The organism is Methanosarcina sp. (genome assembly GCF_028693135.1).
GTDB lineage: Archaea > Halobacteriota > Methanosarcinia > Methanosarcinales > Methanosarcinaceae > Methanosarcina.
Window position 1 is genome coordinate 1 of sequence record NZ_JAQUVZ010000072.1, and the last position, 12961, is coordinate 12961.

10 protein-coding genes are annotated in these 12961 nt (G+C 42.8%); 4 read left to right on the top strand and 6 right to left on the bottom strand.

Translation table 11 applies throughout. From position 1 onward, the window contains the following. Nucleotides 1–237: 237 nt before the first annotated feature. Nucleotides 238–1032 carry a winged helix-turn-helix domain-containing protein gene (locus PHF18_RS17375; protein ID WP_300104924.1) on the top strand — a complete coding sequence of 265 codons (795 nt, stop codon included), beginning with the start codon at nt 238–240 and terminating at the stop codon, nt 1030–1032. After that, entirely contained in the window at nt 1029–1793 is a 765-nt protein-coding gene (locus PHF18_RS17380) for a transposase (protein WP_300104925.1), read from the top strand. The genes PHF18_RS17375 and PHF18_RS17380 overlap by 4 nt, the downstream gene beginning before the upstream one ends. A gap of 1079 nt (nt 1794–2872) precedes the next feature. Here PHF18_RS17380 and PHF18_RS17385 read toward each other — a convergent pair. The 5 genes from PHF18_RS17385 to PHF18_RS17405 all read right to left on the bottom strand — a co-directional run bounded on the left by PHF18_RS17385 (nt 2873) and on the right by PHF18_RS17405 (nt 8417). Continuing rightward, the gene (locus tag PHF18_RS17385) at nt 2873–4318 is read right to left on the bottom strand and encodes a 2-oxoacid:acceptor oxidoreductase family protein (RefSeq protein ID WP_300104926.1); all 1446 of its coding nucleotides are present in this window, start codon (nt 4316–4318) and stop codon (nt 2873–2875) included. A gap of 2 nt (nt 4319–4320) precedes the next feature. Continuing rightward, nucleotides 4321–5376 (bottom strand): 3-methyl-2-oxobutanoate dehydrogenase subunit VorB, encoded by a 1056-nt coding sequence (locus PHF18_RS17390; RefSeq protein WP_300104927.1) that lies wholly within the window; start codon nt 5374–5376, stop codon nt 4321–4323. Between the two features lie 22 nt (nt 5377–5398). Continuing rightward, nucleotides 5399–5647 (bottom strand): ferredoxin family protein, encoded by a 249-nt coding sequence (locus tag PHF18_RS17395; RefSeq protein ID WP_048126648.1) that lies wholly within the window; start codon nt 5645–5647, stop codon nt 5399–5401. 386 nt (nt 5648–6033) lie between these two features. After that, nucleotides 6034–7704 (bottom strand): AMP-binding protein, encoded by a 1671-nt coding sequence (locus tag PHF18_RS17400; RefSeq protein ID WP_300104928.1) that lies wholly within the window; start codon nt 7702–7704, stop codon nt 6034–6036. A 158-nt stretch (nt 7705–7862) separates the two neighbouring features. Continuing rightward, nucleotides 7863–8417, bottom strand: coding sequence for a cupin domain-containing protein (locus PHF18_RS17405; RefSeq protein ID WP_300104929.1), 555 nt, complete (start codon nt 8415–8417; stop codon nt 7863–7865). A 649-nt stretch (nt 8418–9066) separates the two neighbouring features. Here PHF18_RS17405 and PHF18_RS17410 point away from each other — a divergent pair. Then, nucleotides 9067–10692, top strand: coding sequence for a PKD domain-containing protein (locus tag PHF18_RS17410; protein ID WP_300104930.1), 1626 nt, complete (start codon nt 9067–9069; stop codon nt 10690–10692). An 82-nt stretch (nt 10693–10774) separates the two neighbouring features. Here the strand turns inward: PHF18_RS17410 and PHF18_RS17415 are convergent, their stop codons facing one another. Then, complete coding sequence (locus tag PHF18_RS17415; protein ID WP_300104931.1) at nt 10775–11590, bottom strand: alkaline phosphatase family protein; 816 nt, start codon at nt 11588–11590, stop codon at nt 10775–10777. Nucleotides 11591–12482: 892 nt separating this feature from the next. Here PHF18_RS17415 and PHF18_RS17420 point away from each other — a divergent pair. Then, on the top strand, nt 12483–12935 hold the full coding sequence (locus PHF18_RS17420) for a hypothetical protein (RefSeq protein ID WP_300104932.1): 453 nt from the start codon (nt 12483–12485) through the stop codon (nt 12933–12935). The last annotated feature ends 26 nt before the right edge of the window (nt 12936–12961 follow it).

Consider the following 12961-nt stretch of genomic DNA (forward strand, 5'->3'; position numbering starts at 1 on the left):
ACGTCCACATTCCGGACCCTGACTTCAATTTAACAGGACAAAAATGCTATATTTGCTTCCAACATAATCATAAATTCAGAATGAGGGTCCGGAGTGCGAAATCAGAGGTACTTTCATGCCAAATAATAATATATGTAGGATAGTTATGCTCTAAAATGAAAACCCTTCCAGGTATCAAAAATGAAAAAGTTTTTAGGGTATTATACAGAAGTAACAGGGTAAACTACCGGTGAGCAGATGAAACAGTCACTTATTAATCTCATCCTCTTTTCTAACAGAAGAAAAGAGCTTTTATTTCTTCTGAGGGAAGAGCCAAAAGATATCGATACAATAAAAGAATTGCTCAACGTAGATGCCGGCGCGATCCAACCCCATATTAAAAAGATGAAGGATGCCCACCTGATACTCGAGGAAAAGAAAATCTACAGTTTGTCCGAAATCGGAAAAATAATAGTTGAAAATATGGAGTCTCTCCTCAATACAATTGAGATTTTTGAAGTCAATGGCGACCACTGGAAGACCTGTGATTTAACCCGGATTCCGGATTTCCTTCTGGAGAGGATTGACGAACTTGGGCGCTGTGAACTGCTTGAGCCTGATGCGGAACATCTTTTTGAAACCCCTAAGGATTTCCTGGAAGAATTCCTGAGTTCAAAAGAGATCCTTACCTTTGTATCATACTTCCATCCGGAAGCCCCTTCCCTTTATGCAGACGTTGCGGAAAAAGGCACTAAGCAGGTTTTATGCATGACAGAAAATGTTATAGAGCGCTTATTTTCCAGTTTTCCGGAAGAAGCTGACAGGCTGTCCAAAAATAAGAATTTTAAAATGTTTGTCTGTCGAAAACCCGCACCTCTTTCCTCAATTGTTGTAACTGACAGGTTCCTTGCGCTTAAACTTTTCGAAAATGATGGCAAATTCAGGGATCAGATGCTTATAGCCACCGGGGAAAAAGCTTTAGGCTGGGGAAAAGAGCTTTTCTGGCACTTAATGAAAGGGGCTGAACCTCTGGAAGAAAAACCAGGCTTTTGAACTTTTTAAATAAAGACAGAAATTATTATTTCAATCTAACCGTTTCTCAGGAATTACCTGATAAAAAAATAGAGGACGCTTCTACTTTTATGGGTGTTGATGTAGGCATTAATTCTTTCGCCGTAGCTTCTACCACTGATAATAAATGTAAATTCTTTGCTGGCGGAGATATAAAAAATAGAAGAAATGTCTACAAAAACATGAGAACAAAATTACAATCTAAGGGAACTTTGTCAGCTAAACGTGTACTGGAACGATTAGCAGGGAAAGAGAAACGTCTAATGACAGATGTTAATCATTGCATCTCTAAAGCAATTGTAAAATTTGCAATTGAGAATAGTGTTTCTGTACTCGGTTTAGAAGACTTGACAGGAATAAGAGACCGTACAAATAACAAGCTGAGAAAGAAACAAAAATATCTCCATAACAGTTGGGCTTTCTATCAGTTGCAGCAGTTTATTGAATACAAAGCCAAAAACGCTGGAATAATAACAGAGTACATAAACCCTGAATATACTTCTCAGCCTTGTTGCCGATGTGATCACATCTCTAAAAACAATAGAAAAGGGTTAAAGTTTCGATGTAAAGCATGTGGTTTTGAGCTTAACGCTGATCTAAATGGTGCTCGAAACATCGAACACAGAACACGAGACTATAGGTATATCTTAGAGTCTCAAGAGTGTCTGTCAACCGCCCACACGGATAATAGATCTGAGAAATCAGGGATATCCATGCTTGCCACCTCAGTGGCGAGTAGTTGACACCATATGTTTGAATAACCGGGACAGTATTCAGAAAAATAGATAGTTTTCAGAAAAACAAACAGTATTAGAAATTGTAAAAATTTAACAGACATCTGCGGAAAATGGGTTGTATTATAATTTTCAATGGCATTAAAAGTTTAATCACAATAAAAATATATAGCCAACTTGAAATTTTTGATTAAAAAAGGTTTTTTGCATCGGTGATGATATATATTACCGGGCCATTATAAAATATAATAGATTGGGAGTTATAGGGTTTCTTCTCAATCTAGGGTTGGATCGTGGGTAGGGATCTCGAGAATAGGGACTCGAACCCTACCATCTACTTCTAAACTAATTATGAGAATCATCCTCGCTTTTTTATAATGTATTTATTTTAAATAAACCTTATGATCGTTCCTAAATTTCTGATTTTCTTTAAATAGTAAGCCACCTGGCTGTTTGGCGATTTAACAGTCCTTACATCAACTATGTTCCTGGTGAGTTTCTGCTCTGCGTAAAAAATTAGAACAACATGGCGCAGAAATTAATTAAAGAACGGCAAAATCAAGTTGGAGAGGTGATGAATAAGCTTTTGCCGTTCTACATAAATTACGACATTTTTCAACTATTTTAATGTTTCTTTTAACCTTATTACCGGCAAAAAGATTAAGGGCAAAGTTAAAAATATATATTTTCTTTTTAACTCACACTTCGAATTCTGGCATTTCTGTATAAATCCATGGTACAAATATACACCAATTAGTTAAGAGAATTTATATAAAATGACCAATGTGTCGGAATTATTTGCCCCTGCCGGCAGGGGGTCGAAATGTGGATTTTAAGGGCTTAATTCCGTGATATAAAAAATCATGAAATTCTTCAAATCACAGTACATTTCAAATCACAGTAAAATCACAGTACTTTTCAAATCACAGTACTTTCATGCTAAAGAAAAGTACTTTTCTTTAAATGCACGAGGTAAAAGTGGATACAAGGTAAAAGTAAATAAGTCTTAAAAAAGTGTTTACAGGCGGATTTGACTCATATCTCCACCTGCTTGTTGCTGAAATTTTTTACCTTTGAAATATTTACCTTTATACCTTAACGTTCTCTCTCGCCCACTCTGCACCGGCCTCGAAAACCTGCTGGTTGAATGCAATAACCTTTGGTTTACCTGCAAAGTTTTCGGCAAGAGCTTCTTTGAAGGCTTCTTTTTCAAGACCAGTTGCATTCAGGCCCAGAAGGACTCCGATCATAAAGGAGTTTGCGGCTCTTTCATCACCTGCTTCCTTAGCTTTTTCGGTCGCCGGAACTGCAACGGCTTTTACGCCTGCAGGAGTCTCAGCTTCACCTATGGTCGAGTCATAGAGGATAAAGCCTCCTTCTTTTACTGCCCCTTCAAATTTCTCAAGGGAGGGACGGTTCATGGCTATAAGGATGTCAGGGGTATAGACCGTAGGAGAACCTATGGACTGGCCTGAAATCACGACCGAACAGTTTGAGGTTCCTCCACGCTGTTCCGGACCATAGGAAGGGAACCAGGAGGCGTTAAGGTTTGCCTTGACTCCAGCCTGCGCAAGGATAAGCCCCATACTCAGGACTCCCTGGCCCCCGAAGCCCGCAATTTTCGTCTGGATCGGGGCAAAGTCTGCCCTGATGGGTTTTTCCTCGGCTCCGGATTCAATCCCGTAAAGTTTCTCCAGGGTCTCCGTTGTGAAGTCGCTTACGCCCCTGTGGAGGATTTCGGCTTCTGCGGAATTATCCCTGAAGTTCTTGAGCGGGAATTCCGGTTCCATTTCTTCATTGATGAATGCTATAGCCTGTTCGGCATCCATCCTCAGATTTGTCGGGCAGGCTGCAAGGACTTCCACAAAGGCATAGCCTTTGCCGTCGCGCTGGATCTCCATAGCTTTCCTGATAGCCTTTCTGGCTTTCCTTATATGGGAGATGTCCGAGACCGAGACTCTTTCGATGAATACCGGGGCTTTCAGGTTGGATATGAGTTCACACATGTGCAGTGGATAGCCTGCAAAGCGGGGGTCACGGCCTTCGGGAGTGGTGGTGGTCTTTTCCCCTATAAGGGTCGTAGGAGCCATCTGCCCGCCTGTCATGCCGTATACGGTGTTATTTACGAAAAAGACTGCAAGCTTTTCTCCTCTGTTTGCTGCCTGCAGAGTCTCGTTCAGGCCGATTGAAGCAAGATCCCCGTCACCCTGGTAGGAAATAACCACAGCGTTTTCTTCAGCTCTTGAAACACCAGTCCCTACTGCAGGGGCACGGCCGTGAGCAACCTGAATATTTCCTGCGTCAAAGTAATAATAAGCAAAGACTGCACAGCCCACAGGACTGATCATAACTGTCCTGTCCTGGATTCCCAGGTCATCAATCGCTTCAGCGATAAGCTTGTGCAAAACCCCGTGTCCGCAGCCAGGGCAATAGTGGGTGGCTGTTGGAGCTGCCCCTCCTTTGCGGGGATATTCCTTATACAGGGCTTTTGGCCTTCCGATAACTTTTTCTCCGTTAATGATTTCTGCTGCCATTTTTATGCCTCCCCTGCAACCTTTTTGATTTTGTCCATAATCTGGTCGAGGGTAATCAGGTTTCCTCCCATGCGGTTTACCAGTTCCACGGGCTGTGAACATCTGATAGCAAGCCTGACATCGTCTATCATCTGCCCGTTGCTCATCTCCACGGAGATGAAGGAAGCTCCCTTATCTGCAAGGGCTTTCAACTGCGCCTCCGGGAATGGGAAAAGAGTCTTTGGCCTGAAAAGCCCTACTTTTATTCCTTCCTGCCTGGCAAGGTCTACGGCTGACCTGCAGATCCTGCTGCTTATGCCATAAGAGACGAGCACAATTGAGGCATCTTCGGTCATGTATTCTTCGTAATCGACCTCATTCTGCTTTATCAGCTCATACTTTTCCTGCAGCTTCTCATTGAACTGTCCCAGTTCATTGAAGTCCAGGAAGATTGAGGTTATCAGGTTAGCCCTGGTTTCTGCCGTACCATTGACTGCCCAGCTGGTATCAGTTTTCGGGACAAGGGCTTTTTCCGGAAACTTCAGGGACTCGATCATCTGCCCGAGCACTCCGTCAGCAAGTACGACTGCAGGGTTCCTGTACTTGAAAGCCAGCTCAAAAGCTTTCATGGTAAAGTCGCACATTTCCTGTACGGAATTGGGGGCAAGCACAATGGTCCTGTAATTTCCGTGCCCTCCACCTTTTACGACCTGGTTATAATCTGCCTGCTCAGGCCCTATGTTCCCGAGCCCTGGCCCTGCCCGCATAACATCCACGAGCACGCAGGGCAGTTCTGCGCCTGCAAGGTAAGAAACTCCCTCCTGCATCAGGCTGATTCCGGGCCCTGATGAGGATGTCATGACCCTGTGTCCGGCTGATGCTCCTCCAAAAACCATGTTGATTGCAGCTTCTTCAGACTCGGCCTGAACAAATTTTCGGCCAATTTTCGGGAAGTAACTGGAAGCATCGTGCAGGATCTCACTTGCCGGAGTAATGGGGTATCCAAAGAAACAGTCACAGCCAGCGTAGAGTGCGCCGACGATTACTGCGGAATTGCCTTTTATGAGTTGTGTTGCCATCTTTCTTCCTCCTTATCCTGCCTTATTCGGCTTCCTCCTTTTTCAGGGGAATATGGATTTCCAGTGCCAGGGGTTCAGGGCAGGTATAGTAGCAGCTCGCGCAGCCTGAACAGCCTTCTCCTTTATACTCTACGTAGTGGTAACCCCGCGCGTTCAGGTTCTCACTCATGAAAAGCACGTCCTTCGGGCAGGCAAGAAGGCAGCGCCCACAGGCCTTGCACTCCAGAATATTGATAACAGGGTACGGTTCTTTTCCATCATTTTTTACCATGTAGAATCCTCATGCTATTCTTCCAGTCCCTGTTTTTCTCCAGCCGATTTGTATGGCAGACAGGAGAGCCTATCATTTTTAAGGGGCTTTCTGAATTCTTATATGTTCTTGAATTCTCTTCTGTTTTAATTCTAGTATTTAATCTTGGATTATCGTATCATGAATTGCAGTATCATGAAGTACAGCATCTGAATTACAGTATCTGCTAAAAAGTAAATCTGAGTTAACTCTTCTTTGAGCTAACTTTTCAGAAAAAGTTTAAGGTACTTATTTCTTTTCTTCCTCTTCGCACTTTTTCTGGCAGAGTATATCCTCAGTCGGGAATATTCTTTTGATTTTTAAATTTGAACTGCATTCCTGCTGTATATATCATTTATTATTTTTTATTATTTTTTGTCCTGATCGCGGATTTCAATCCTGCGAATTTTTCCGCTGATGGTCTTGGGAAGTTCGGGAACGAATTCCACAATCCTGGGATACTTATAAGGAGCCGTGACATTTTTTACATGTTTCTGCAGCTCTTTCTTAAGGGCTTCGCTCGGCGTGTAGTCCTTTGTAAGCACAACGGTCGCCTTGATTACCTGACCTCTGACAGGGTCGGGAACGCCCGTGATTGCACACTCCAGCACAGCCGGGTGCTGGATAAGGGCGCTTTCCACTTCAAAGGGTCCTACCTTGTATCCTGAGGTCTTGATAATGTCGTCAGCCCTTCCCACAAACCACAGATATCCGTCTTCATCCATCCAGCCCATATCTCCGGTATGGTAGTAGCCGTCGTGCCAGGCTTCCGCCGTCCTTCCGGGATCTTTTCCATAGTGGGCAAAGAGCCCGACAGGTTTTCCATCCTGTGTGTTGATTACGATTTCCCCTTCTTCTCCAACATCGCAGATCCTGCCGTCCCTGTCCATAAGTTCAATCTTAAACCCGGGGGTTGGCTTTCCGATAGACCCGGGTTTTGGTTCCATCCAGGGGAAGGTCGCAATGGTAACAACGGTTTCAGTCTGCCCGAACCCTTCCATAAGTTTAATTCCTGTAAATTCAAGGAAGCGGTTAAAGACTTCCGGGTTGAGGGGTTCGCCTGCAACGACTGCATACTGCATAGTACTGAAGTCATAATGAGAAAGGTCTTCTTTTATCAGGAAGCGGTAAATTGTGGGGGGGGCGCAGAAGGTCGTAACGCCAAATTTTGAGGCTTTTTCAAGCATGTTTTTGGCTTCAAATCGATCATAGTCATAGACAAAGACCGCACAGCCGGCTATCCACTGCCCGTAGAGTTTGCCCCAGACACATTTACCCCAGCCACTGTCTGCAACGGTGTAATGCAGCCCGTCATCCTCCACATTCTGCCAGTATTTTGCAGTCAGGATATGTCCGAGGGGGTAGGTGTTGTCATGTTCTACCATTTTTGGAAAACCAGCGGTTCCGGAGGAGAAGTAGGCAAGGCAAATGTCTTCATTCTTTGTTGCAGCCTCGCCTGTCGGCCGCTCGAAGACCGGGGAAACTTCCTCAAGCTCCTTTCTGAAATCAATCCATCCTTCCCGGGCTTTCCCTCCGACCACGGCTTTTTTGAGCTGGATATCCCCACATTCTAAATGGGCTTCATCAACCTGTTCAGGGACATCGTCCTCTGATATGCAGACAATCATCTTTAATTCGGCTTTTTCGATCCTGTACACGACATCCCGGGTTTTCAGCATATGGGTTGCAGGAACAGCAATAGCCCCGAGTTTATGGAGGGCAAGGATGCAGTACCAGAATTCGTAACGGCTCTTTAAGGTCAGCATTACATAGTCGCCTTTTCCGATGCCGTGCTTTGCGAAGAAATTTGCAGCCTTATCGCTGTAGTATTTCAGGTCTTTAAAAGTAAAGCTTTTCTCTTCCCCGTTGTCATCACACCAGATCATGGCAAGTTTCTCAGGAGAATCTCTTGCATAGGCGTCGACCACATCATAGGCAAAGTTGAAGTTTTCAGGAACCAGGATTTTGAAATTTTCCTGGAAATCCTCATAGGATTCAAAATCGGTTTTGGAAACAAATTGGCTTAGCAAGGAAGTCATTCTGAACACCCGTTTTAGGTAATTTTCGCTATGTTTTCTATAGTTTTCAGGCTTCATGAAGCTGAATTTAAGTTTCAAAAAATTCTCTGAGTTTTTCCTGTATTTCGAATTTTTTATGCAGATTTTGCATGAATTATTCAGGTCTGCATTAATCCGGGTTACATTATAACTGCCAGGAACTTAGCGGATTTTCCTCCCAGCGCTTCCATGGCATGCTCATAACTGGAATCAAAATAAATGGAGTCCCCTTCATTAAGAGTAATCTCATTATGGTGGATGTAGACTTTCAGGCTTCCCTCAAGCACATAATTGAATTCCTGTCCGGGGTGGGAGTTTGTTCCGGGTTTGGTGCCCTCAGGCTTGGGCTCAACTGTGACGATAAAAAATTCTGCTTTTTTGTGGATGAACTTCTCAGCCAGGTTCTGGTACCTGTACTGCTTTCTCCTCTCCACACTGACCCCTTTTTCATTTCTTGTAACGGTAAAGATATTCATCCTCGGCTCTTCTCCCGTAAGAAGGGTAGCCATGTCAACCTGCAGCTTGTGTGCGATCTCAAAAAGGATACTTGCCGGGATATCCTCAGCTCCACTTTCATAATTCTGATAGGTCTCATTGGGAACCTGCAGAGACTCTGCCATTTTTTCAACCGGGATCTCTGAAAGTTCCCGCATTTCACGGACGCGGGCTGCAATTTCCTTTATTTTTTCCTGCATAATGAATCTTCTCCACCTTGATTTATTTGAGAAACCTAACTTTAATATTTACTTAAAAACCTTTGTGCTATACCCAGGCTTACCTGAACCTGTTAGAAAAAATACTTTCAGAACCATTGAAAATTATAATTAATATACGTTATCATTCATGGACTTTGAAGCAGGTTTGTTTATAACAGAAAATGGAATGCGTAAAAAGAAGGGTAAAAAAAGAAATTATGAGAGTCAGACTGCGTAATATTGGAATCAGACTGCGTAATATGATAGTCAGGCTGCGTAATAGATGAATGTCAAAGCATTAACTATGCTGGAAACTTTGCTCCCAGGTGAATCAACCCGATACAACCACATGCATCAATATACAATCACTCCCATTATATAAAAAAAACTGTTCTTCATTTAATATTTATATATTGCGATGCTTTATCTAATTTGAATATATATTCATTATAATTTTTTATTGATATTAATTTTAATATCTTTTTTATAATATTTAATTAAACCAACAATTTTATATGCTTTCCTTATAAAAACTTGTTAAGTAAATTCCTGTACCTGAATAGGGGTTGAGATGGCACAAACACAAACTTTCGGTCGAACCTGCTTATTACTGGCAATTTTTATTTTGATTTCAGTCTCAGGGACTGGAATGGCATCCGAATTTCGTGTTTTGCCGGGAGAATCCATCCAGAATGCGGTAGATGAAGCATTTCCGGGAGATATTGTCCTTGTAGAATCCGGAGAATTTAATGAGAGTATCTACGTTAACAAAGATAATTTAACCATAAAGTCAGCCTCCGGAAATCCTGATGATACCTTTATTGCGGGAGAGACATCCATAAGTTACGTTTTTGAAATAGTTGCCAATGATGTAAAGATCAGCGATTTTTCGATAAGAGATGGCCGATGTGGAATTTTCCTTAACAATGCTGAGAACTGTATAATAAATGGTAACAAAATTTCAAACCAGGAAGCAGGAATTTATCTGTTCAAATCCGACAATAACCTGTTGAACAACAATATGGTATATTCAAACCTGGACTGCGGCATCAAACTTCTAGCTTCTTCGGATAATGTAATCCGCGGCAACTACTTCGACAACGCAGAAAATGCCAGGGATTATAAGTTCAATGTCTGGAATAAGAGTACAGGCAATTACTGGAGTGATTACGAAGGAACGGATGAAAACGGAGACGGTGTTGGAGACATTGCATATGGCGTCAACCCTAAAGCTGGCAGTATGGATTACATGCCTTTAATGAAGTATGTTCAGGCACCTCCGGTATTACCCAAAGCATGTTTTACTTCAGATGTAACAGAAGGCTCTGCCCCCCTTTCTGTCAGATTCAAGGATTTTTCCGAAAATGCCACGTCGTTGTTGTGGGATTTCGGAAATAATAACACCTCAAGTTATTCGAATCCTCAGTACACTTATCCCATTGAGGGAAATTTTGTTGTTTCTCTTACTGCCAGCAACGAGAACGGTAGTGATTCGGAATCTGTAACTATATCTGTTTTAAACGCTTCCGAACCATCCGGCCCCAGACTTCCTAAAGCTAAGTTTATTTATAACACCACAAGCGGCCATGTCCCTCTTGTCATAAAATTTGTTGACATTTCCGAGAATGCAGATTGTGTTAGGTGGACTTTCGGAGATGGTAAAACATCCTGCTGTCCGGAGCCTGCACATACTTTCTGTGGTCCCGGGAGTTATACAGTCGCCCTGGCAGCTATAAATGAAAATGGAACCTCTTCAGCATCTATAGTCGTAACCGTCCTGCCAGCTAGCGAAGAAAATGTTGAGGCTGCTGACAGTATTGGAAGTTCAGATGTTACGGAAAACTCTGAAAACACAGGGAGTAGCTCTGATGATACAGAATGTGCCACCTGTACTGATGATGAACCTGTCGATGCTAATAATATTATTGAATCAGAAGGAACTGAAAATTCCAAATCAAAGTCTAACAGCGGAGGCGAGGGGACAGGAAATTCCAGGATTATCCACAAGGAAGAACTTGAGTCTATAAAAGATTCCGTTATTTCCACTGCCAGCTCGAAGATTCTTACAGAAACCGGACGGTCCCTGGAAAACGAAACTCTCAAGGTTCAGAAAAACGTTGAAGATTTTGTAGATGATTCCTTACCAGAGTCTGTAGGGGATTCCTTACCCGAAATGAAAAAGAAAATCTTGCCCTGGATTCCTTCGTTCCTCGGACTTGCCGGGATAATCTTCATGGTTTCTGTACTGAAAAGAGGAAGTCGAAGACGAAAATGATATCCTGTGAAGACAGAGAATTCCTGTGAAGACAGAGAATAGCATTATCAGTAGCATCCCATGATCAGGGTAACATAGTTAATCAGTAGCATCCCATGATCAGGGCAACATAGTTATCTTCATGGTTTTTGATTTCTTCGTGCGTGGCGTTTTTTAACCACTTTTTTCCCCCATGAACGGCATGATCCCCGCAGATGAAGAAAATGGTGCCTTTTTCTGCAGTCTGAAAGATCTCTTCAAGGTTTTTATCGATGGCTTTTGCGGCTTTTTTCATCTCTTCCCAGGTCTCTACTCTGTGGGAGTAACGGTCGAGGGCTCTAAGATGTACAGCCAGGATGTCGGGCTTTTCCCTGAGAGCTTGTAAAGCATACTCTGTTATCCGGCGGTCATAATCAAGTATGTCTTCGGAGTTAGGAACCCCATAGAAGTCCTTTATTCTGCCCCTGAAACTCTCGGCTCCTTCGGTCTCGATTACAGCCGCAACTTTCATTCCTGCCCTGTAAGCCCATTCCATGATGCTTTTGAGCTTTGGATTTTCAGAGTCCTTTGAGGTCTCAGCATAGATGTCCGCTGTTGAGTAGATTTTATGCTCCTCAGGAAGGTAGCCTGTAAAGATTGAAGCAATTGCAGGAGATGTAATATTTGCCGGAGACCTGCACTTTAACAGGAGCCCTTTTTCTGCAAGCTCATGCAGGTTTTTCATTACCGGGGAGAGGTGCCAGTAGAGAGAATAACCAAGGCTGTCAACTACAATAATAACTGCTCTTTTGCAGCCTCTCTCTTTCGCATATTCTTCTATTTCAGGAATCACCCTTCCCGAAGGTGGAACCATCGGAATTTTCAACAACCTCGAAATCGTAGGGGCAATATCAATGGTACTGCATTCAAGAACTTTCATAGAGTCTCCAGTCTATCTATTTGGCAGGGCAGTTTATATGTGTTTCTGGCAATACCTATTTTAGACCAGTTTATTTTCAAACTTCTGCTCCGTATCTTTGGAAGTTTTTCTAAAATTGTTGCAACTCCCGGTTATTACCACCTTTTTTTAAACGATAAGTCGTCCACTGTTACATGGTTGCTATTTTTGAAAAACCCGAATTGCGCCTCGGGAGTACGCGGTCCTTTTCGCTGCGCTCAAGAGGACTACTTGATTGGTTTTAGTAGTGAGCGTAATTCAAGAGGACAGAATTAAAAATGTTTATGACCCGTACAACGTCATTCGCCTTATCGTGTCGTTTTTGTCCCGCTCGACGCAGGAGAGCGGCTTTCAGACAAAAAAGTAAGACAAAAGACCAAAGGAAAAGCCATAAAGTAAAAGTGGAGTGAAAAGAGGGGGATACGGTCAGAACCGGATAAAAATATACCTGAAAAATACTCTTTTCCATGTCTGTTTTTATTGATTTTTATTGGAGATTTCAACCTCTTGTTTCATCCTTCTCTTATTATCTTTCTTCTTTTTTCTACATTTTTGCAGGGCCGCCAGGCAAGCTGGCAGATACGTCCGATATTACCTGTGAATTAAAAAACGGTTTCCGGGGTCAAGGGAAGTATTCTCCGGACCAGGAAGGCATTTCACTATAATTCTCGTTTTTCTCAATACCAGCAGGAATTTGCCTGTTATTTTTTTGTGGACAAGCGAGACGGTTTCAGCCCTATAGGGCGCAGAAGAGAAAAAAAGATTTCATCTCAGGATATTCGGAATAATACCAACCGATTAAGCAGGAACCACCAAACGATACACGAATAAATTATTCAGAATGGGAGACAGATCAGTTTCAGGACGAGGAATAATGGGCAAAGAAAATGAAGAACTTACTGAAGAGGAACTTGCTGAAAAAGAACCTGCTGAAGAAAAGCTTGCTGAAGAAAAGCTTGCTGAAGAAAAGCTTGCTGAAGAAGAGCTTGCTGAAGAAGAATTCCCTGGACAGGAAGAAGAATTCTCCGAGCTGATCAAATATACCCTTCCTGGCTATGTTATAGGGCTTCTGGTAGGGGTTTTCCGGGATGCTCAGGGCTACCAAAAGAGTCCCATAGGGCAGTGGCTTGTCAGAACCCTTGCCGGAGAAGGAGAAAGTATCTTCGATCTTTTGGCAATGTGCCTAATTTTCTGTAAAATCACAAATCTCAATAAGTTATTGGGGAAAAAATCCCGCATCAAGAGAACCAAATTTCATTCAGTACGCAATAATTTGACTTTGAATTGTCGGATAAGTCAAGGGGATTACTCCCCCCTTCTCTCCTAAGAACCGTACGTGAAAGTCTCCCTTCA